The organism is Pedobacter sp., from assembly GCF_041645105.1.
Taxonomy (GTDB): domain Bacteria; phylum Bacteroidota; class Bacteroidia; order Sphingobacteriales; family Sphingobacteriaceae; genus Pedobacter.
The window spans coordinates 55,588-79,111 of sequence record NZ_JBAZQQ010000007.1; the positions used below are offsets into that span (position 1 = coordinate 55,588).

Genomic DNA, 23,524 nt, shown 5'->3' on the forward strand with positions numbered 1-23,524 from the left:
AATAAAGGAGGGAAGTTACCTCCACAAAGAAAAGAGAAACTAAAAACAGATGAGCCCCTATCTGAAAAAGATGAGGTTAAACAAGCGGAAGAGGAGCAGAGGAAACGAAATCTATCGAAATTCACTTGGAGTTTTTCCGAATTGTTTTTTAAACTCCATACTAAAATATTTTCTGTCACTAAAGCCTACTTTGAAGGCAATTTCAGCTATACTTTCATTCCCTGATTCTAATAACTGGGCAGCTCTTTTTAAACGCATTGATTTGATAAACTCATTTACCGAAAGATTTGTAAGCGCACGTATCTTCTTATATAGAACAGGCTGACTCATACCAATTTTAGAGGATAAAGTAGGAACATCAAAATCTACATTTTCCATCTCATCCTCTATGATCTGCATAATTTTAGCCAAAAAGTTTTGTTCTGAAGTATTGATGAAAAGTTTCTTAGGTTCTAATCTAACAACTTGTGCAAACCTATTTCGTATGTTTTCTCGTGCAACAAGTAAATTATGTACATTAAGTTGAAGCATTTTTACATTAAATGGCTTAATGACATAAGCATCCGCTCCGGTTTCCAACCCGTTTATTTGATGAATATAAGAAGACCTTGCCGTTAATAGAATAACTGGGATATGGCTGGTTCTTTCATCACTTTTTAATTTCCTGCATAATTCTAAGCCATCCATAACGGGCATCATAATATCACTAATAATCAAATCTGGGATTTGATTAATTGCAGTTTCCCAACCATTCTGTCCATCTTTGGATTCAATAATTTGATATGTTTTCAACAGAGACCTTTTGATAAATGACCTGATTTCATCATTATCTTCCACTAATAATACGGTATATCGTTTATTACCCTCAGTTGCCTCTGCCAGATCAGCTTTAGTTGATTCCAAATCCAAATCGGTCGAAGTCTCTTTGTAGTAAATAGGGGCTTCTATAACAAAGTCTTCAGATTTAAAATGTTCCTTTCCTTTTTTTAATCCGACAGTAAAGGTGGTAAGGTATGGCTTTCCATTTAACATAGGATTACTCTCGAAACCAATTGTGCCGCTATGAAGTTCAACGATACGCTTAGAAAAAGAAAGTCCTAAACCAGTGCCGATATTTACACTTGGCTTAGCTTGATAAAAATCATTAAATAAATTAGCCTGACTATCAGGAGCTATACCTTCTCCTTCATTGGATACATTAATTTTAACACAATTACTTTCCTCTTGTACGTTTATCAATACGTTTGCTCCCTCTTTACTAAATTTCAGCGCATTAGATATAAGGTTAAACATCACTTTTTCTAATTGTATCAGGTCAAAGTAGAGAAAGATTTCTTCCTTATCCGAATTGAAAGTGTAATGAATGTTTTTGAGGGTAGCCATTTGCTGAAAGGCCAGGAAAATTTCTTTACAAAATTTCACTATATTAACATTATTTACCTGTAATTTCATTTTTCCACTCTGTACCTTTCTAAAGTCTAACAACTCTGTAACCAGCTTCATCAGCCGATCTGCATTGTTCTTCATGGATTGTAAAGCTTTATTCGTTTGCTGTTCATCCTGGGTGTCTTCAATCAGCTTTTCTAATGGTCCAACAATTAAAGTAAGTGGAGTACGTATTTCATGTGAAATATTGGTAAAAAAGGCCAACTTATGAGCATTGATCTCTTTCTCCTTTTTCAGAACGGCTCTAATCAGGAGGTATCGTATAATCAATACAACGATAGCACTAATTACACAAGTATAAAATAGATAGGCCCACCAGGTTCGATAAAACGGAGGGTTTATCACAATCTTGATTTTTAGTGTATTGTCACTTTGTACACCATCGTTATTAATGCCCTTAGCCAAAAAAGTATAATTGCCCTCTGGCAAATTGGTATATGTCGCTTTTGGTATACTTACATGGTTCCAGTTTTTTTCAAAACCTTCAAGTTTATACAGATAATGATTTTTATTAGGTTTTATGAAATTGAGGAGCGCAAAACTTAAGCTAAAAGTGTTTTCACTATTATCGAAAACTATTTCGTTTGTAAAGTAGATGTTCTTCTTTAGCAAGCCATCCTTCTGATTAATCTGAACAGATTGATCAAAGCGCTGTAAATCTGTTGCAACAATTTGAGAAGGCTTTGAATTGGTTTGAATTTGATCAGGGTAAAAGCTGATAAAACCTTTGTATCCTCCAAAAAACATTTCACCATTCTGGTTTTTAAATGCAGCATTCAAGTTAAATTCATTACCAGCAAGACCATCAGCTATGGTGTAGTTTTTAAAGGTTTTTGATACTGGGTTAAACATAGATAGGCCATTAGCAGTACTAATCCATAAATAACCATTGTCATCCTCCAGAATGGCCATAATGTTATTATTCGGCAACCCATTCTTTATAGTATAGTTAAGGAGTTTGTTTTTATGTTGATCATAGTAATACAAGCCATTATAATTGGTGCCGAAGTAAATGTTGTTCTGTTTGGTCTCTGCAATACAGTTAATATACAAAGTAATGGGTTGGTTTGTTCTTTGATTTTTTAATGTATAAAACTCAGCCCTTTTTGGGTTGTAAATATACAGGCCGTTTGAAGTTCCAAAATATATTTGCTGATTTTTAGCTTGTATTAAGCTAATTACATTCCGGCCTTCTAATTGTTGACTTAATCTCTTCAGGAAATTAAATTTCGTCTTTTCCGGATTTGAAACACTGATCCCGTTTAAATGTGTTGCTACCCATAACCGGGAGTCAGTATCTTCTATTATAGCACGGATTTCATCAACTTGTTCTATTGTTTTTGAACCGAAATTGTAATGTTTAAAAGCTTTCTTATCTATATCTAATACATTTAAACCTCCACCATGTGTTGCAGCCCATAATTTTTGTGTTTTATCTAAAAGTATTTTCTTAACGAGATTTGAACTTAAAGAATTTTGATTTTCAGGTATGTTTTTAAATGATCTAAATGTAGTATTGCCTTGATTTAGATAGTTTAAGCCACCACCTTCTGTGCTTACCCATAGGTTGCCAGACTGATCCTGAGCAAAGCTACTGATGACATTATTATTTAGGTTAGAATTGCTTCTGTTGTAGACTTTAAATGTAGTTGCATAAGGATAATTGACATTAACTCCTCCGAAATAAGTACCCACCCAGATAGAGCCACTCTGATCTTTGTACATCGCATGTATTGAGTTCTGATTTAAGCCTCTGTTCTCATTCGGATCATATTTGATATTTGTATAAGTAAAAGTTTCCACATCCATTATACTTAGACCATCCAGTGTACCAATCCAGATTTTACCAGCGTCATCTATAGTTAAGCATCGAATAGTGTTGTTAATTAGAGATTTAGGGTCAGTCTCCACATGTTTAAAAGCCGTGAATTTTTGATGAATAGGGTCGAAAAGATTTATCCCCCCATTTTGGGTACTAATCCAAAGTCTCTTTTTTCGGTCTTCAGCAATTCCTGAAATGTAATCATCGCTAATGCTACCTTTCTGATTGTTATGAGTAAATATTGTGGTATGATATTTCCCCTCTTTTAGTTCCATTTTGAGTAATCCATTAGATGTTCCTACCCACAGATGACCGGCGTGATCCTCATATAGGGTTCTGATGTCATGATGAGGGTTTTTTAAACCTTCATTTGTCAAATATCTTTTGATGCTATTTGGATTACCTTTTTCGAGTTTATTCAATCCATTTGGAGTACCTATCCAGATGTTAGCATTTTTATCCTCATAAATGCAGACAGGGAAACTATTGCTTAAGCTATTTGGATTTTTTCTATCGTGTTTTAATTTACTGAAACTATCAGTTAACGGATCATATAGATTTAATCCATTTGGAGTTCCTACCCATAACTTTCCTTTAGAATCAGAGTATAAACTTTTAATGTAATTGTTAGCAGATAGTGTAGAGTCTCCAGCTGGAAATTGATAAGTCTTAATATTGAAACCATCATATCTGTTTAAGCCATAACGAGTCCCAAACCACATAAAACCATTTTTATCTTGAGTGATGGAAATAACAGAATTTTGTGTCAGTCCTTCTTCAATGCCTATGTGATCAAATAATATAGGTCGTTGGGCTTTTACAGGCATGGAGAATCCAATAGCTATAATTATTAAGTATAGATATTTAGACGATTTTTTAGGTATTGGTTGTAAGTAACTCATTTGGTTTGATAAGTTAAAAATATGATTTTTAGCCTGTTTTCCTCAATAATTTAGAAAAATACCCCTAATTACTTTGAAAATTACCACCTCAAAAAAAACATAAAATCATACGTTTGTTTAGGTCTCGATATCAGAAAGGTAGAGAGCTGAATAACAACCAAATATAATCTCAGACTATGATTAAATTCTACAATCACTGGGGCACTAAAGCTTTATTGTTATATGCCCACAAGTATCAAAAATTCTTAACACTATTAATGCTGGGTCTATTAACCAGTCTGCAGGTTTTTGCTCAAAGTAAGAATATAATTGGTGTAGTAACCGATGAACAGAAGCAAGCGATACCAGGTGTTTCTGTTTCTATTAAAGGCTCTAAAATAGTCACTTTAACAGATGGAGATGGCAGATTTAAAATTCAGGCTGCTGCTACTGATGAGCTTGTATTTAATTATATAGGCTTTAGTTCACAAACTATTATAGTAGGTAATAAAACTACTATAAATGTTATTTTAAAATCAGCAGTAATAGGTTTAAATGATGTTGTGGTTGTTGGCTATGGAACGGTAAAGCGAGCTGATTTAACCGGAGCAGTTGGGTCTGTAAATATGAAAGATATGGAACAGGCCCCGGTAAAGTCTTTTGATCAGGCATTGGCTGGTCGTGTTGCTGGAGTACAAGTTTCAACAAATGATGGTCAACCAGGTGCAGTTGCAAATATTGTGATTCGTGGTGCAGGCTCAATATCACAAGACAACTCACCGTTATATGTGATAGATGGATTCCCTTCTGAAAATTCAGATGCAAACTCAATCAATCCTTCAGACATAGAATCCATTGATGTTTTAAAAGATGCTTCTGCTACCGCAATTTATGGTGCCAGGGGCTCAAATGGAGTAGTGCTCATCACTACTAAAAGAGGGAAAGCTGGAAAAACTCAGATTACATATAATGCTTATTATGGTTTACAGAAGTCACCTAGTAAAATACCATTACTTAAACCTTATGAGTTTGTTAAATATGTAAAGGAACTTAATTCAACTTTTGCTGATTCGGTCTATTTAAAAGATGGTATTACCATTGAAGATTATAGAAATGTTCAAGGTATTGATATGCAGGATCATGTTTTCCAGACTGGCCAAAATCAAAATCATGATATTGCTATGCGAGGTGGTAATGAGCAGACTACCTATTCCATCTCTGGTAACTATAATAATCAAAAAGGAATTGTTATTAAAAGTGGTTTTGAAAGATTTCAAGGGCGTGTTGTATTGGATCATAAAATAAATAATAAACTCAAAACTGGCATAAACATTAATTATGCTTATAGCGAAACTTTTGGGACACCTATATCGGCAACAAATTTTTATGCATCTGCCGGATTATTATATTCTGTCTGGGGTTACAGGCCTGCCGCATCCTTATCAGGACGGGATCAAGGCACAGACCTTATAGACTCTTTTTACGATCCTACGAATGATATCGGAAATAATCAGGATTATAGGGTAAATCCATTGATAAGCTTGCAAAACCAGAAAACACTATATAAATCAACAAGTATGGTCGCTAATGGATATGCAGAATATGCTTTTACACCAAAACTAAAGCTTAGAGTTGCAGGAGGGTTTACAAACAGTAATAGAGAAACTAATATCTTTAACAACTCATTTACACAGTCAGCCAGTAGGTATCCTAATAGCCCTGGACCGAATGGAAGATTTGTAACAGAACCTGTTTTTAACTGGTTAAATGATAATACACTAACATATCGAAATACATTTAATAAAGATCACAATCTGACAGTATTAGCTGGTTTTTCATCTCAGAGGAATAAGAATTCTTTTCGTTCCATATATGCTACACAAATTACCAATGAAAGCTTAGGGATAGATGCATTAGATTTAAGTCCACCAGCAAATACCTCAATCACTTCTGGAAGTTCCAGATGGACATTAGTCTCATTTCTAGGGCGTTTAAACTATGATTACAAGGGTAGATATCTATTGACTGCTTCATTCAGAGCCGATGGTTCATCTAAATTTGCTCCAGGAAATCGTTGGGGATATTTCCCTTCTGTATCTGCAGGTTGGAGATTTAGTCAGGAAGATTTCTTAAAACAAGTAAGCTGGATATCAGATGGTAAGTTACGTGTAGGTTATGGTGCTTCGGGAAATAACAGAGTTAGTGATTTCGCATACCTGGATCAGATAAATCTAGGAAACATCAATTATTGGTATTCTTTTAATGGTAATCCAGTTGCTATTGGTGGCGTTATAACCGCAGCTGGAAATCGGGATTTAAGATGGGAAACCAATACACAGACTAATATTGGTTTAGACATGAGTTTTCTGAAAAACCGTTTTGGCTTAACAGTTGACCTGTATAAAAGAGTAACCACAGATTTATTATTAAACGCGGAATTGCCGTACTCCCACGGTATACAAAGTTCTACCGGATTTAAAAATATTGGAAGACTGGAGAATAGGGGGTTGGAAATTACACTGAATAGCACCAATGTTAAAACTAAAAACTTCAATTGGACCAGCAATTTCAATATTAGTTTTAATAAGAATAAAATTCTGGATTTAAATGAAGGACAAAACTCACTGATTCGGGGTTCAGGTACTTTCTTCAATACAACTTATACCAGTTTGTCTCCATATATTTCTGTTAAAGGCCGCTCAGTTGGAGAGATGTATGGTTTGATTTTCGATGGAGTTTATCAATACAGTGATTTTGATAAAATGCCAAATGGTTCTTTTTTGCTTAAAAATGATATTACTACGAATGGAGCTACCAGGGCATCTATACAGCCTGGAGACATTAAGTATAAAGATTTGAATGGCGATTTAGTAGTTAATAGTAATGACTATACTATAATTGGTCGTGGTTTGCCAATACATACTGGTGGTTTCAGTAATAATTTTAGTTATAAAGCCTGGGATCTGGGGGTATTTTTGCAATGGTCTTATGGAAATAACATCATTAATGCCAACCGTTATGTTTTTGAAGGAGGAATTGTAACCAATCCAAACTTAAATCAATTTGCAAGTTTCGAAAATCGCTGGACACCAACAAATCAAACCAACGATTTATTTAGAGCAGGGGGTATGACTGCAGCAAATTATTCGTCAAGAGTTGTAGAGGATGGATCCTATTTGAGATTGAAAACAGTACAGCTAGGTTATAATTTTGTTGGCAAACTTTTGAAAAGTACTGGCATGTCTAAATTGCGGGTGAATGTTTCTGCCCAGAATTTATTAACGTTCACAGGGTACTCAGGACTAGACCCTGAAGCCTCATCAAGACCCGGTAACTTAACACCTGGATTTGATTACGGTACGTACCCTCAGTCCTTTACCGTTACTTTTGGTTTAAATGCAGCATTTTAATTACTATAAAAAATTAAGAAAATGAGACATATATATATAATGGTTTTGTTATTTGTGATGACTGTATTTTCATCCTGTAATAAATTTTTAGATACAGTACCAACTGATTTCTATAGTCAAAAGAATTACTACGAAACCGCAGACCAGCTCCAGGTAGCATTAAACGGTGTGTACAGCAATATGATGTATGAACGTATGTACGGACAGGTTCTGAACTTTAATTTTAGCAGCACAACTGATGAAATGATTCCCAACCGTCCATCAAGTGGAGAGGCAAGAGGCCTCTATTATTCTTCGTACAATGCCGGACATGCTTATATAGCAGACCTTTGGAGGTGGCCATATTTAGGCATCAATAATGCAAATGTGCTTATTGATAACATTAACAAGCCAACAATGGACGAGAAACAACGTGGATATATCAAAGGACAGGCTTTGTTTTTAAGAGCATATAATTATTTTTTACTCACGACTAATTTCGGAGATGTACCTTTAATATTGCATTCCCCTGCAATTTCAGATGTAAATATTCCTGCAACACCACAAGCCGACATTTATGCACATATTGTAAGCGACTTAAAAGAAGCAGAAACGCTGTTGGAAGGACGTACTGTTGCTAGTCTGGGTTACAATGACCAGGTAACGATAACTGCTGTTCAAGCTATGTTGGCCAAAGTGTATTTATACTGGGCTGGATATCCTGTAAATGACGTAAGCAAATATGCTGATGTAATTACTTATGCGGATAAGGTAATTAAGTCAGGTCTGCATATGTTGAATCCAGATTATAAACAGGTATTTATCAATTTATGCCAGGATAAGTACGATGTTAAAGAGAATATTTTAGAATGGGGCTCTGCTGGAGCTGCAGCAGGTGAAACTAATAAAACTGGTAATGATATCGGTAATTTTGTAGGCCTTTCTTCTTCTTATGTCGTTTTTGATAAGACATCTTATACAGCAGCTTCATGGATTTCTATTACTAAAAAGTTGTTTGATAGTTATGAAGTTGATCCCGGTAGTACATTGGTTAATAAAGCATCTTTGGATACCAGAAGAGATTGGAATTGTCCAGATTTCTATTACTCCAGTACCTCAACAGTAAGAGTAAAAGCCAATCGTCCGAATGTATGGCAAATGAGTTGCGGTAAATTTCGCAGAGAATACTGTCCCGAAGCATCACGTTTAAACGGAACTTATAATATCAATTGGCCGGTTATTCGTTATTCAGATGTTCTGCTTATGAAAGCAGAGGCGGAAAATCAGGTAAATAATGGACCAACTCAGGCTGCATACGACGCAATTAATGAGGTGCGTGAACGTGGCTATGGTACAAAATATGGTAATATTATCAAAACCATCAGCATGATAAATGGTGGGACAGGATATTCAGCTGCATCACCACCTATAGTAACAATTAGTGGTGGCGGGGGGGCTGGTGCTACAGCTGAAGCAGTGGTTACTGGTACAGCTGTAACGGGTATAAAACTGACCTCAAGGGGGAACTTAACCACAGGAGGACCATACTTTAGTTCTGCACCGACAATTACGATAGCAGCGCCTACAACAGGCATTACAGCTACAGCTACGGCAACAATCACTACCGGAACCGAATACATATTAACACCTGGCTTGAATAAAATGGATTTTCATCAGGCTATCAAAGATGAAAGGATGAGAGAAATGTGTTTTGAAAGTTCTCGTAAAGCAGATTTAATAAGGTGGGGTAATTTTGTAGCCGATATGCAGGCCTTTACTAATTATGCAGCTGCAAATGGAATTAATGTATCAGCATCTGGAAACTTAAATGGATATCAGGGCTTAGCCGGTATTGATCAAAAACATGTTTTTCTTCCTAAACCAACCTATGAGTTGAATTTGAATAAAGCCTTGATTCAAAACCCTGGCTATTAATTAACGATTAAAAAAAAAGGACATGAAATATCTATTTAATATAATCTTAACAGCCTGCATGTTTTTTGTAGCTTGTAAGAAGGAGCTTAAAGTCAATTCTCCTACGGTTTCAATTGATTTAAAAAATGCCAGATCAAGTATAGATGATACATTTGTTTTTAAACTCGGAGATACCTGTAAATTTGCTTTGAGTGGCTATGCAGATAACATTATTTTCTGGGGGGGAGCTATAGGTAATAAGTATGAACTTAGAAATAGATCTGTGAAATTGGGAAAGACGACATTGTCTTTTACCACTACAGCATCATTTGGAACTCAGACTGGGACGCTACAGGTACTTGCGACCAACCAGTTAAAGAAGATGGATTCTGTATCAGTAGTGAATGCGAACTGGACAGACATCACAAATCGCGCTTCATTGGCGACTAGTGCCACTGCTGTAAATTCAGGAATTGTAGATTTAAGTGATATCATTAGTAATGAAAGAGATTCTCTTTTTATTGCTTTTAAGTATACAGGGGTAACTGGCTCAACTCAGAGAACATGGGTTGTTAGCAATTATTTGGTTAACAATGTATTGGCCGATTATACTTATAATTTAGCCTCTCTTGCTAATGATAACCTTTTTTGGACGCGTTATGGTAACGTTTGGACACCTGCTAGTGCTAGGTGGGTTGCAACGACTACTGGATTAACAATAATTGGAGGACCAGCAACACAGGCGAGTAATACGAGTTGGGTTGTAAGTAAACCAATATACGCGGGAAGGGTTACTCCTGATGTTCCTACTGCTATTGTTAAGAATATTTCAGCTGCGGCGACAACTGTATACAGTTATAAATATGCCGCTACAGGAGAATATAAAGCTACGTTTTTTTCTTATAACACAACACCTGATGGTGCTGAATCTAGTATTAAAGAATTTAAGATTAAAATAATCCCTTAATGAAGGTCATTCTATTTCTATTTATATTCATTGCTTCAATAGATGATTTATTCGCACAAAATGAGCCATATGGGATGATAATGAATCGTATTTATTTAGATCTTCAAAATGAGATTAATGATAAAGTTTTAACGGATAGAGTTAACAAAAGCTTGTTGAATTTTAAATCTGACGGGAGTTGGGGTGACATTAATTATACAGATGTTCAGTATGATCCTTTAAGAAGAATTAAAGAAATGGCAATGGCATTCATTCGTCCTTCAAATCAATTATATAACGATCCTAAAATTTATGTCTCAATAACTAAATCATTGCAAAATTGGTTAGATAGAAACCCTGTAAATAAAAACTGGTGGTACAATGATATTTATTATCCACAGGTTATTGGCCAGACGCTTATTTTAATGCAATCTGCTAAGAGGCCTTTGTCTGCTGATCTTAAAAATGCATTGATAATGAGGATGAAAAGAAAGCTAAAGCCGGGAGATGGTGCTAATACTTCTGATGTGGCATTACATTATTTGTATCGGGCTTGTTTAACTGAAAATAAAATAACCCTGGATTCTGCAGCTAATTTTCTGTTTGAACCAATTGCAATAATGGATGATAAAGGTGGTGTTCAGGTAGATGGAAGTTACTATCAGCATGGGAAGCAGCAATCGATAGCTAGCTATGGACGTGTATTCGCTGAAAATTCTGTCAATGCTGCTTATTATTTGCACAACACCTCTTATGCATTGTCTCAAGAAAAAATGAAAGTTCTTGTAGGTTTTATTAAAAATACATTTAGCAGGACAATGAGAAATGGATTTTATGATTTTAATGTAAGAGGAAGAGGTTTAAGTCGTAAGGATTCACTGAAGGGAGATTTTTCCGGGATGATGATGAAAATGAAGCTTATTGATCATGAAGATATAAATAGTGGATCTGAGCCCTTTCATCGTCATTATTGGAAAAGTGGGTATACTTTACATATTCGCCCAGCATATACTTTTAGCATACAGACTGCTTCAAAGAGAACATTGAGGACTGAAAGAGGGAATAATGAGAATATTTTGGGCAAGTTTTTAGCAGATGGAGCTACTAATATTCAGCGTAATGGGTCAGAGTACTTCAACATAATGCCTATTTGGGAATGGGATAAAATTCCGGGGACCACTAGTAGGGATTATCTTGATGACGGTGGATCAACTATTGAAAAGGAGTGGGGTATTCCAGGTACCACAGGCTTTGTTGGTGGCGTTAGTGATGGGCTTTATGGTCTCTCGACTTACAGCTTAAATTATGATAGTGTTGAGGCTAAAAAATCATGGTTCTTTTTTGATCAGGAGATAGTATGTCTGGGGGCAGGAATAAAAAGTAAGGCAAATGAGCATATTACCACAAGCCTCAATCAATCTTGGTCTAAAGGTACTCTTACTTCCTCCTTTAAGGGAGAAAAAGTTGAGAAATCGGCAAGTAGCAATGAAATATGGTTAATACAAGATAGCATTGGATATGTTTTACCTAAAGGAGGAAATCTTAAAATCAGTAACGACGTACAAAAAGGGAACTGGTATAGGATCAATCATTTTGGAAGTAAACAGGAATTACAAGAAAGAGTTTTCAAATTATGGATAGATCATGGGACCAAGCCTGAAAATGGAAGTTATGAATATGTTGTCCTCCCAGGTATTGGAAAAAATGGAATTTCAAAATATAATCGGAATACAATAAAGATTTTGGAAAATACGGAATCCCTACAAGCTGTTGAGCATACAGGATTACACATGTTGATGGCGGTGTTTTATAAGCCTGGAATGCTAAAGAACAATGATATGACCATTAAAGTCGATAAAGCCTGTGTTATTTATATTAAACAATTAGGTTCCGAAACACCAACTCTCTATGTATCCGATCCTGGTCAGCAAGATGTTGATATACAGGTAGAACTTATGTTTTCTGGAGAAAAGAAAATAACTTGTACAATGCCAAGTGGAGCTTATGCCGGTTCAACAGCAAGTTTTACAATTAAATAAAAATAATAACCTTAAAATAACATGAAGAAAATTAACTTTATTTTAGTTTCGATGCTTTTGTGCTCAATCTGTTTTGCACAGACTAGGGATCGCAGTTCAATGGTCAAACTTATTGACGATGAGTTTAAATTTGCTGCAGATCAATATAAAATTTTAAGTAAAAACATACCGGATGGACAAACGCCTCAAAGTTATGCTAATGGTCAATCCATTAACAAGGATATTAAATGGTGGTGTAGTGGTTTTTATTCAGGTAGCCTTTGGTATATCTACGAACAAACAAAAGATGAAACTATAAAAAAGGAGGCTGAAGAGGCATTGAAAACTATAGCACCAAATCAGACTTATACTGGTAATCATGATTTGGGTTTTATGATGTACTGTAGTTTCGGGAATGCTTATAGAATTACAGGAAATGAAGCTTATAAGGATATTATCTTTCGTTCAGCAGAATCTCTTACAACGCGTTACAATCCTAAGGTTCAATCTATCCAATCCTGGAACGCAAATAAATACTGGAAATTTCCTGTAATTATTGATAATATGATGAATTTAGAATTATTGTATTGGTCAAGTAGAAATGGAGCCGATAAAAAATATGCAGATATTTCGATTATACATGCCAACACTACTTTAAAAAATCATTTTAGACCGGATTTTAGTTCTTATCATGTTGTTGATTATAATCCTGAGAATGGAAATGTTTTAAGGAAAGCAACCTGGCAGGGGGCAGCTGACTGCTCTTCATGGTCACGCGGACAGGCATGGGCACTTTATGGGTATGCGATGATGTACCGTTTTACAAAAGATAAAGCTTATTTAAAACAAGCTCAAGGGATCGCAAAGTTCATATTAACACACCCAAATTTACCAGCTGATAAGATTCCGTTTTGGGATTTCGATGCCCAGGGAATTCCTTATGCAAAACGGGATGCTTCAGCAGGTGCAATTATTGCTTCGGCTTTGTTGGAATTGGCCCAATACAGTGGTGATGATAAGAAAAAGGAGTATGTAAATGTAGCTGAAATTATAATAAAGTCATTATCAAGTGATACTTACAGAGCTAAAGCTGGTCAGAATGGTGGTTTTTTATTGATGCATAGTACTGGAGCTTATCCTTTGAATAGCGAGATTGATGTTCCTCTTATATATGCTGATTATTATTATTTGGAAGCTTTGGGTAGGTACAAAAAATGGTATCTCTAATAAATAAACAGGGGGAGATTTACTCCCCCATAATGTCGTTAAGTTAGTGAGATTGTTCTTAGTTTATTACTACTTTTGCTCATTACAACTTATCAAAAATGTACGCAATATTACTCCCTTTACATTCTCTTTTCCGATGGCTGGTATTGATAATTTTGTTTGTAGCAGTTTTCAGAGCCTATCAAGGTAGAATTAAAAAGTATGCTTTCTCTTCTTTCGACAATACCATCAAAATCCTGACTGTGAAAATTGTGCAGATTCAATTCTGTATTGGTATTGTTTTGTATATACTGAGTCCAATTGTGAGATATTTTTTAAGTAATTTCAGTACAGCGATTCACCTCAGAGAGATTAGATTTTTTGGTATGGAACACATTACTATGATGGTTCTAGCTGTTGGGATAATTACAATAGGGGCTGATAAGATAGACAAGGCCCAAAATGATTATCAGAAGTATAGAATTATGGCAATGTGGTTTACCATTGCACTTCTGATGATACTGACATCTATTCCATGGTCATTTTCGCCATTGACGAGCAGACCAAATATTCGGGGATTTTAATCCTCTTTAGCAATATTTATTCTTTAACAGCTTTTTCCCTTACAACTTCCAGTTTTTCCGCTTCCCAAGCCAGCATTCCTCCCTGTAATTCATGAATATCAGTAAAGCCTAGTTCCTTAAGTTGCTTTACAGCCATAGTACTTCTGCCTCCGGCTTTGCAATACACAAAAACAGGGCGTTTTTTGTCTAATGTCGAAACTTTCTCTTTAAAGTCCTTCTCATATACATTATAGTTTATTGCACCCTTAATATGACCAACACTATATTCCCTTGGCATACGTACATCAAGAATAGTTTTGTTTTTTACACTATCCATTTTAGCTTTAAAACTAGTTGCACTTTGTGCTTTAGCTTGATTTTGCATATGGCCAGTGGCCGCACTTAAAAAGTTGAAACTGATATAAGCAATTAAAATTAAAAGATATTTCATAATGCAAATGAAAGTAATTTAAAAGGGAGTGACAAACTTTTAGTGTGGAAGTTTATGTTTAATTACACCGTATAGATATGTTCCGGCTAAAGCACCTAATACAACAATAATCATAGACCAGTATCCGTAACCAATATTTACAAACATAGGTCCAGGACAAGCGCCTGTGAGTGCCCAGCCCAGCCCAAAAATTGATCCGCCAATAATGTATTTTTTCCAGCTTTTATCTTTATCAATAAAAGTGATCGGATTCCCTTCAATATCCTTTATCATAAACCTCTTGATCAGGAAAACGGAAAGCGTACCCAGTACTACAGCTGTACCAATAATACCATACATATGGAACGATTGGAAGCGGAACATTTCTTGAATCCTATACCATGAAATGGCTTCCGATTTTGCCATAATAACACCAAAAAGTATTCCTGCAAGTATAAATTTAAGTCCTTTCATAATTAAAGAATAATAGGTAAAAAAAGATGAGTCATTAATAAACCGCCGATGAAGAAACCGATAACAGCAATTAGTGATGGTAATTGTAAATTCGAAAGTCCGCTAATGGCATGCCCTGAGGTACATCCACCAGCATAGCGAGAACCAAAACCAACTAATAGACCGCCGAATAAAAGGACAATAATACCTTTCGGAGAGCTAATGAAATCTGGTCCAAAAAGCTGTGAAGGGTTAAGTTGACCGTCAAACTTTATATTGATCTTTGCAAGGTCGTTAATAGTAGCTTGTGATAATGCCAATGGGGTATCGCTTTTTAACAAGGTTGCTGATACCACTCCGCCAATAATAGCACCAACCAGAAATAGAAGATTCCATTTTTGCGTTTTCCAGTCAAAATCAAAAAAACTATATTTCTTTCCTGCCCCGACAATTGTACATAATGTTCTCAGGTTTGAAGAGAAACCAAATGATTTTCCAAAGACAAGTAGTAAGATCATAATTAAGGCAATAGCAAATCCTGAAGTATACCATGGCCATGGTTGTTTGAGTAATTCTAACATGTGATTTCTAATTTTTAGTCATTTTAGATGGACAAATATAACTGGATGTTTCTAGTATTCCTGATTCCTGGATAGCCTTAAAGCCTCCCTGGATATCAATAAGGTTGTCAAATCCACGAGCACGAAGTATAGAATTGAAGATCATAGACCGGTAACCTCCGGCACAGTGCACAAAATAGCTTTTATGTTTGTCTATTTTCATCAAAGTATCCATTAAGGAAATAGGAATCAACAAGCCTTTGGCAGAATCTACAGCTTTTGCCATTACCTGGCTGGTTTCCTGCTTGGCAGCACAAATCATAGACAAGGCGCAAGCATCACCTGGTTGCAGGTAATACATGAAGAATTCATTCCCATCTTCACCTTCACGGTACAATTTTACTACACCTTCAACAATCAACATTGTGGAGCGCATATTTTGACCGGTCTGCATGAGCATCTCTCCATCTTCAAAAGATTTAATCGAGCCATTCTCGATCAAAATTTGTTTTAAAGCTGGCTCAAATTGAGGGAAAAGTTTATCAATATATGTTTGTAAATTATTATCTGTATTCATTTTTAGTGATGGTCTGATTTGAAGGCAATCTGGTATTCAATTAAATAATGCTCTTATCAATGATACCGGTTACAATTTCGTCTAATTCCTTCGCCGAAATGTCCAAATAAGACAATAGTTTCCGTTCATCGTGATCTGTAATCTTTTCATCATCATATTTTAGCAACTGTACGATACCAATAATGCGTGCTAAAGGCGCCCTAACAAGGTGAGCCTGTGCCCAGGCGATATCACTAAGCTTTAAATTTCGTTGTTCAATGGTGTGGATATAATTTACCCTTTCTGTAATATCCTGCATGGCTCCAATCATTCTAATGACCTTACCCTCAGTATCAAAAAATAAAAAACCTCTGTCTAACACAGCCTTATAAGATCCGTCAGGACATCTGAATCGGTATTCACCCATCCATCTGGGCCGTTGTTGGGAAATACAAGTGTCAAAAAGAGTTAAAATTTTAGGTAAGTCATCCGGATGAACATGCTCTTTCCACCAATCGTAGGTATCATTAGCCCGTCTGTGACCGAAAATATCCTTTCCGTCATTGTTCCATACAATTTCGTTGGTCAGCAAGTTATAATCCCAAATGGTGTCACTAGTAGCTTTAGAAACAGCATTATATCGTTCCAAATGCTCTTGAATCTTAAGCTCGTGCTCCATTCTTTGGGTAATATCCTGCAAAACGCCTATCATTCTAATGGCATTACCATCACTATCCCTTATTACGTATCCATTCTCCTGTACAAAGGCATATTCACCATTGGCCTTTCTAAGTCGATACTCGATGGCCCAATTTATTCTAGTCTTATCTTTTAAAAGGTTTGATAAGCTTTTATTGGTATATTCCAGATCATTTGGATGCAAGATTTCCGACCAATTGTTAATTGTGAATTTGCCATTATGACGGTAACCAAAAACTCTGGAAAATGCTTCACCCCATTCTAAATGATCATGTACAATATCCCAGTCATAAATTGCGTCGTTAGTGGCCTTGTTTACATAGTCGTATAGTTCATTGCTCAACTTTAACGAGTCCTGTGCTTGTTTACTTTCTGTAACATCTTCCCAGCTTTGTACTATGTATTCTATTTCTCCTTTTAAATCTAGTAGGGGGTATACCTCGATTTTCCAAAATGCCGGGACAGATTGCTCATGGACAGAAATCTTATGCGTGTATTTGTAATTTTTAACCTGATGAGCATGTTTATGCAACAATACTTGTTCAAAGGCCATTAGCATGCTGTCAAGATTATTGTCGTTAATGGTTTCTGGAAATTTATCGAAAAAGTCCTTATCCTTAATCAAAGCTAGATCAGCATGTGTTGCGTTTAAAAAAGCTGTGTTAGCCGTAACAATAGAAAAATGAGGAGCATTAGCCTTTAATATGATACTGGCACTAGGCAGAGAATTGTAAATATATGCTATATCATCAATTGTAGGCATAGTGATATTATTTTAAACAGATTTGTTCAATCTTGATTTAAAGTATAATAATACAATAATTTGGCCGGAAATAAAAATCTACAGTTCTCTGATTACCCCCTTAAACTAAGTTTATAGGCAATAAAAGTAAAGGGAATAGTACAGCACATTACAATAGTGGTACTTAATAATGCATTTTTCGAAAATATAGAGACAGCAGCACTCGCTAAAAAGCAAATTCCTAACTGAATCGTGTTTTGTAATGCAGCAGCCTTACCTAAATTACCTGGAAAAGATTTCAATGCTTCTGCCACTACAATTGGATAGCAAGCACCATTGGAAAAAGCCATTAAGCAAAATGGAATGAGCAAGATAGTTAAAGTGGGTGTCATTGAAATAGTGATTAGATACAGGGCAATGCAACAGGAGGCATTGAGTATCAGTAATCCTGGAATCAACTTTTTTCCCTCAATTTTAGTTGATATACTCCTATATCCATAACCACCAACTAAAAAAGCTACTGTTTGCGGGAAGAAGCTAAAGCCAATTTCACTCTCATTATATCCAAGTTCTTTTAAAAAGAATGGAGAGCCCGTAAGCCAGGCAAAGAAAGTGGCTGAGCATAGAGCGTATATCAATACATTACCCAAGTATTTGTGAGATTTCAAAAGCAAAAAGTAAGATTTATCAGCTGAGGTCTCAGAAGATTCTGCAGAATTATTGCCAGATGTTTTGTCATCTTTAATAACTAAGGTATAAAGTATGAGTAGGAATGCAATTATTGCAAGTGCAATAAATATAGATCTCCAACCAAAATAATTGAGCAAGAAAGCACCTATTAGGGGAGCTAATGCCGGAGATAGGGCTACCAAAGGCATAATTGTCGCAAATACTTTATTGGTTTCTTCTTTAGGATATTTTTCAATTACTAGTGCCTGCCAGCAAACAGCAGCGGAACAAACGCCTATAGCTTGAATTAATCTTAGCGCTAAAAGGATACTTATATTTTCAGTGAAATATATTCCTAGTGAAGCAATAGTAAAGATACCTAGTCCCATCAGTACAGTCTTAGGCTTTCCTGCTTTATCAGAGATGGGCCCCCATAACAACTGTGCAATTGCATATCCAGCTAAAAACAAACTCATTGTAGCACTAATACTACTTTTGCTTGCATTTAAATCTATCCGCATTTTATCAAATGCTGGTAAATACATATCTGTCGCTAAAAAACCAATTATGCTTAGTCCTGTTAGGTAGACAAAAAATAGAAAACTATTCTTTTTATTTTTTGACATCATCTCTCTCCGTTTAAAAATGCAAATCTAAGATAAATGAACCTTTTAAAGGGAAGAGTAGTGGTATCTAATTATTAAGTGCATTAAATAAAAAAAGGCCAGGTAAAACATGTTTTACCTGGCCTTTTTTTATTCTTTGTTTTACAAATTAAAACAATGTAAACTCAACTCTACGGTTTTTCTGACGACCTTCAGCAGTTTTGTTAGATGCTATAGGTTGGTTTGGACCGTAACCAGTTGCTTCTATACGTGAAGCATTCGCTCCTTGAGATACCAAATAAGCTTTGATTGCTTCAGCTCTTTCTTTCGATAAACGTAAGTTTAAAGCCATTGAACCACTGTTGTCAGTGTGACCTGCTAATTTCAAGCTAAAGTTTTTAGCGATCAATAATTCAGCAACTTTGTTTAATGTAGCATAAGAAGTAGCACGGATTGTTGATTTACCTAAATCAAACTCTAAGTTTTTGATGGCTTCATCAACAACTTTACGATCTGCTTCTGTTACAACAACTTTAGTTTCTTTAATGATTTCACGTTGAACTTTGATTGGGCAACCTGAACCATCTACAACTGTACCAGTTGGTGTACCTGGACATTTGTCGAATTTATTAGCAACACCGTCATTATCATCATCACCCATATCTTTTGCATATTGAGCTCTGTCTCTTTCAGCATTTTGCTCTGCAGTAGATAATGCTCTTCTTAACTCATCAGACTCTTCTTTAGATTGCTTACGCAGATTAGCTAAAGCGCTGTAGTTTTGTAATTGAGGTTTTTCTTTGCTTCCTAACGCAAATTCTAAACCTACGTGACCATAAGAAAATCTGTCATTTGTTGAACCTGATTCAAATCCATCAAATTTATCAGATTTCACAAAATTTACATCGTAACCGAAGTCTAAGTTGATTCCTTTAGATAAGCCTAATTTGAAACCTACCCCAACTGGAATAAATACACGCTCTTTGTAACCTTCGTTAGCAGATAATGGAACATTAGTAGTTGTTGCACCAGCAACACCATATCCAACACCCGCTTTAGCGTAAGGAATTAGTACTGCATTTTCATGATTGATGCTGATGTTAGCGATGTTATAAACCGCTGTTAATGATCCAGACCATTCAATTTTAGTTTCGTAGCTAGAACCACCAATGTATGAGCCATTGTCATCATTAGCTCTTAAGCCTTCCATTTTACCTCTAAGGAAATCAACTTGAATCCCTAATGCAGGTAACAGTTGTTTTTTAATGTAAGCACCATAACCGATAGATTTACCTTCATTAGCAGATTGAAAATCACGTTCTTTTCCATTGAATATTGTGTTTTGACTTAATATTCCACCGTGAAGACCAACTGACCATGTACGGAATGGTTGTTCTGAAAATCTTGCCGATTGGTTTTGAGCAAATACTTGGGACGATAACCCTACTAGGGATAGCACTAGAGCCGTTTTTGTAATTTTAGACGTCATATTTATAAATGTTAGATTTTTGTTCTTTTTAATTTGTTGTGAACAATTATCTACTTGTAATAACCTTGCCAAAGCTATTTTTCTTATTTATTAATTATTAAAGTATTGGTATTCAGATTGTTAATTTAATTATTGTAGCCGTTTATAAATAGCTGAGGCTAGTTAAAGCTTCAAAAGATCTGTATAGTATTTACTACAAAATGGTATATTATGAGACCTAAAGTTCAAAACTTTCATTCCTTTTCGGTAAAATTACCTGGTAGTTTTCTTGTTTCAGCGACTCTGATAAATTATTCATACTATTTATTTCACCATGTACCAGGAATACTTTCTTTAAAGTATTTGGGTCTTGTTGTTTCACGGTATTTACTAGGTCTTTATGGTCACCATGACCACTTAATAGGTCTGTTTGCTTAATGGTAGCATAAACCATAAGGTCACGATTTCTTAATTTGATAATAGGATCACCTCTTAAAAGTCTATTACCAAGTGTTCCTTTTGCACAATAACCAATAAATAATATAGTGCAATAGTAGTTTTGTATGTTGTAATACAGATGGTCCTGTATTCTACCTCCTTCAAGCATTCCTGCAGAAGATATGATTATGCAGGGCTCATGATAATTACTTACAGACATGCTTTCCCGCTTATCATTAACGTAGGAAAGCTCTTTAAAATCAAAATGTTGTTTTTGGTTTTTATAAAACCCCTGAGCTTCCGGATTAAGGTAGTTTTCGTATTTCTGATAGATTTCTGTTGCTGCAGCTGCTAGAGGACTATCAATAAAAACCTTCACAAAAGGCAGCTTCTTTTCACTAAATATCTTGTTTAGGGTATAAGCCAGAGACTGCGTCCTTCCGATACTAAAAGCAGGGATGATTAATCTTCCAGGATATTTGATACAGGCTTCGGTAATCGTTTCAATTAGTTTTTGTTCTAGCGTTGTTCCTGTGCTGTGTAATCTACCTCCATAGGTTGATTCTGATACCAGGTAATCTACCTGAGGAAGTGGTTGAGGATCTATAAGCAATGGATAGTTTTTTCTTCCAATATCTCCTGTGAAAGCTATCTTTTTTGTATCGCCTTTTTCTTTTACTGTTAAAATTACTGCTGCTGCACCTAATAAATGTCCGACAGGAATAAATCTTAAAAATATATTTTCATTAAGGGGGAAGTCCTTATCGAAGTTAATGGTCACGAAGCGATCAACTGTTTCAGTTACATGTTTATATAGATAAAGAGGATCTGGTCCTGATTTAAATCTTTTTGAACGTGAACGTTTATTCTGTTTGCTTAAAAATACATTGACTGAATCTAAAAGTAGTACTTCAGTAAGTTCTGCAGTGGGAGGAGTACAAAGTATCTGTCCATGAAAGCCCATTCTTACTAAAGTAGGTAGATTACCAGAATGATCTATATGAGCATGTGTTAATATAACTACATCAATACTGGCAGGGTCAAATGTAAAATATAGGTTTTCATTTTGAAATGTCCCTTTTTCATAATCCAGACCGCAATCAATTAATATATTGTAATCATTTATTTGTAGCAGGTGCATGCTTCCGGTTACTTGTTCTGCTGCACCTAAAATTGTCAATCTCATTTTTTACTTATCTGTATAGGGTAATCTACCATTTTAATTTTCATCCTTAAGCCAATTAATCCAGTCGCTCACAAGGTAATTGTAGTTTAACAGATGTGAATGAACAGTAGATACTTTTTTCCAGCTTAACAATTCGTCAACAAATAAAGGTGGGCTTAGTTGTGCATTTATAGTCGCCAAGGTATAGAAAACTTGTTTACTAGGGTGGTCAGGAGCACAGGCATTGAAAGTATATCCAAAGTTTTCGTTTTCAAGGATGGCCATGCTTAAGCCCACACAATCATTTAAATGAATGAGGTTAATTGGGGCTTTACCATTCGGAACATGTGTTTTTCCTGCGAAGAATCTACCAGGGTGACGTTGAGGGCCAACTAAACCGGCAAAACGGATAATAGTGCTTGTAAATTCCTTTTGATCATGAAGTAATTGTTCTGTCCGAAGCATGGCTTTTCCAGATGCAGTTTCGGGCTGTGGAATACTTAATTCCGTTACTTCTTCATTAGTATCTCCATAAACAGCTGTTGAGCTGATGAACAGAACTTGCTTAATCTGGTTTTTAATTGCAGCATTTACAATTTGCTCTATTTTGGAATAAAAATCAGATTGTTCTGATGTGTTTCTTTTTGGCGGTATACAAATAAAGAGAAGGTCGGTTTTAAAAAAATCAGGATCATAATGGGCAGTGTCTTTCTTAATGTCGACTAAAAAAGGTCTTATATGATAAGTGGCGAGAAGAGGAAGCTTTTCCATTGTTGTACTTGAACCTTTTACAATATGTCCTTTTTGTACAAGTTTTTTTGCCAATTCTAACCCAAACCACCCACACCCTAGAATACTTATTGTCTTTTTATTGATCGGTACAGGATTACTCATTTAATAGATTATTGGTTTTGGCTGATTTTTATTTAATATCAGATGCGATTTTTTGATGAAAGTAACCAAATGGACTTTAAGATCAAAATGGACGGCCGAATTATGAGTATTTACAAATAAAATAACCTTTGGCACTATTTCTGTAACATAACCGTTATATTCTATGGTTAGATTAAAAATATAAGGTTATGAAAAGGATTTTTTTTGTGCTAATATCTGGTATAATATTATCAGCTTGTTCAAATAATGCTAAGCAAGAGGCGCTTATAAAGCAACAGACTATAGCTGCAATAAAAGATAGTTTAAAACTTGATAGCTTTAAAAAAGCAGAAGTAGTGGCTAAAGAAAAAGAAGAACAACGTTTAGCTCAAGCTAAAGAAGAGCAACGTATACTTTTATTATCTGAAAAAAATGAAGCTGCTGCAAGATCTGCAAGTGCAAGTAATAATGAAACGTCTGCCCCGGCTAAGAAAAAGGGATGGAGCCAGGCTGCTAAAGGTGCTGTTATAGGTGCTGGTGCTGGTGCTTTGGGTGGTGTAATTGTCGATAAAAAAGATGGTAGAGGAGCGGCAATTGGTGGTGTTATAGGTGCTGGTGCAGGTTACTTAATCGGAAGAGATCAAGACCGTAAATCGGGTAGGGTACAGCCTAAGAATTAGG

The 23,524-nt window shown here is 35.6% G+C and carries 17 protein-coding genes; 7 read left to right on the forward strand and 10 right to left on the reverse strand.

What is annotated here, in order from left to right; all coding sequences use genetic code 11:
- Positions 1 to 111: 111 nt before the first annotated feature.
- On the reverse strand, positions 112 to 4,170 hold the full coding sequence (locus WC623_RS20000; protein ID WP_372854413.1) for a two-component regulator propeller domain-containing protein: 4,059 nt from the start codon (positions 4,168 to 4,170) through the stop codon (positions 112 to 114).
- 176 nt (positions 4,171 to 4,346) lie between these two features.
- Here WC623_RS20000 and WC623_RS20005 point away from each other — a divergent pair, with 176 nt between their 5' ends.
- From WC623_RS20005 to WC623_RS20030, 6 genes are all read left to right on the forward strand, one after another.
- Positions 4,347 to 7,559: a SusC/RagA family TonB-linked outer membrane protein gene (locus tag WC623_RS20005; protein WP_372854415.1), complete on the forward strand. Its 3,213-nt coding sequence runs from the start codon at positions 4,347 to 4,349 to the stop codon at positions 7,557 to 7,559.
- A gap of 21 nt (positions 7,560 to 7,580) precedes the next feature.
- The gene (locus WC623_RS20010; protein ID WP_372854417.1) at positions 7,581 to 9,473 is read left to right on the forward strand and encodes a RagB/SusD family nutrient uptake outer membrane protein; all 1,893 of its coding nucleotides are present in this window, start codon (positions 7,581 to 7,583) and stop codon (positions 9,471 to 9,473) included.
- Between the two features lie 22 nt (positions 9,474 to 9,495).
- A complete protein-coding gene (locus WC623_RS20015; RefSeq protein ID WP_372854419.1) occupies positions 9,496 to 10,419 on the forward strand; it encodes a DUF5017 domain-containing protein in 924 nt (307 codons plus the stop codon).
- Positions 10,419 to 12,437: a polysaccharide lyase family 8 super-sandwich domain-containing protein gene (locus tag WC623_RS20020; protein WP_372854421.1), complete on the forward strand. Its 2,019-nt coding sequence runs from the start codon at positions 10,419 to 10,421 to the stop codon at positions 12,435 to 12,437. The genes WC623_RS20015 and WC623_RS20020 overlap by 1 nt, the downstream gene beginning before the upstream one ends.
- 21 nt (positions 12,438 to 12,458) lie before the next feature.
- Positions 12,459 to 13,643, forward strand: a complete 1,185-nt coding sequence (locus WC623_RS20025; protein ID WP_372854423.1) for a glycoside hydrolase family 88 protein — start codon at positions 12,459 to 12,461, stop codon at positions 13,641 to 13,643.
- A gap of 98 nt (positions 13,644 to 13,741) precedes the next feature.
- Positions 13,742 to 14,206 carry a hypothetical protein gene (locus WC623_RS20030; protein ID WP_372854425.1) on the forward strand — a complete coding sequence of 155 codons (465 nt, stop codon included), beginning with the start codon at positions 13,742 to 13,744 and terminating at the stop codon, positions 14,204 to 14,206.
- A 16-nt stretch (positions 14,207 to 14,222) separates the two neighbouring features.
- Here the strand turns inward: WC623_RS20030 and WC623_RS20035 are convergent, their stop codons facing one another.
- The 9 genes from WC623_RS20035 to WC623_RS20075 all read right to left on the reverse strand — a co-directional run bounded on the left by WC623_RS20035 (position 14,223) and on the right by WC623_RS20075 (position 22,864).
- Entirely contained in the window at positions 14,223 to 14,636 is a 414-nt protein-coding gene (locus tag WC623_RS20035) for a rhodanese-like domain-containing protein (RefSeq protein ID WP_372854427.1), read from the reverse strand.
- A gap of 39 nt (positions 14,637 to 14,675) precedes the next feature.
- Entirely contained in the window at positions 14,676 to 15,089 is a 414-nt protein-coding gene (locus WC623_RS20040; RefSeq protein ID WP_372854429.1) for a DUF6691 family protein, read from the reverse strand.
- 2 nt (positions 15,090 to 15,091) lie between these two features.
- Positions 15,092 to 15,649, reverse strand: coding sequence for a YeeE/YedE family protein (locus tag WC623_RS20045; protein WP_372854431.1), 558 nt, complete (start codon positions 15,647 to 15,649; stop codon positions 15,092 to 15,094).
- A gap of 7 nt (positions 15,650 to 15,656) precedes the next feature.
- A complete protein-coding gene (locus WC623_RS20050) occupies positions 15,657 to 16,205 on the reverse strand; it encodes a cyclic nucleotide-binding domain-containing protein (RefSeq protein WP_372854433.1) in 549 nt (182 codons plus the stop codon).
- Between the two features lie 40 nt (positions 16,206 to 16,245).
- Positions 16,246 to 17,646 (reverse strand): PAS domain-containing protein, encoded by a 1,401-nt coding sequence (locus WC623_RS20055; protein WP_372854435.1) that lies wholly within the window; start codon positions 17,644 to 17,646, stop codon positions 16,246 to 16,248.
- A gap of 92 nt (positions 17,647 to 17,738) precedes the next feature.
- Positions 17,739 to 18,923 carry a purine nucleoside transporter PunC gene (gene punC, locus WC623_RS20060; protein WP_372854438.1) on the reverse strand — a complete coding sequence of 395 codons (1,185 nt, stop codon included), beginning with the start codon at positions 18,921 to 18,923 and terminating at the stop codon, positions 17,739 to 17,741.
- Positions 18,924 to 19,068: 145 nt separating this feature from the next.
- Entirely contained in the window at positions 19,069 to 20,388 is a 1,320-nt protein-coding gene (locus tag WC623_RS20065; RefSeq protein WP_372854440.1) for an OmpA family protein, read from the reverse strand.
- Between the two features lie 217 nt (positions 20,389 to 20,605).
- Positions 20,606 to 21,991 (reverse strand): MBL fold metallo-hydrolase, encoded by a 1,386-nt coding sequence (locus tag WC623_RS20070; RefSeq protein ID WP_372854442.1) that lies wholly within the window; start codon positions 21,989 to 21,991, stop codon positions 20,606 to 20,608.
- 33 nt (positions 21,992 to 22,024) lie between these two features.
- A complete protein-coding gene (locus tag WC623_RS20075) occupies positions 22,025 to 22,864 on the reverse strand; it encodes an NAD(P)H-binding protein (protein WP_372854444.1) in 840 nt (279 codons plus the stop codon).
- A 188-nt stretch (positions 22,865 to 23,052) separates the two neighbouring features.
- Here WC623_RS20075 and WC623_RS20080 point away from each other — a divergent pair, with 188 nt between their 5' ends.
- On the forward strand, positions 23,053 to 23,523 hold the full coding sequence (locus WC623_RS20080; RefSeq protein ID WP_372854446.1) for a YMGG-like glycine zipper-containing protein: 471 nt from the start codon (positions 23,053 to 23,055) through the stop codon (positions 23,521 to 23,523).
- Position 23,524: the final 1 nt, after the last annotated feature.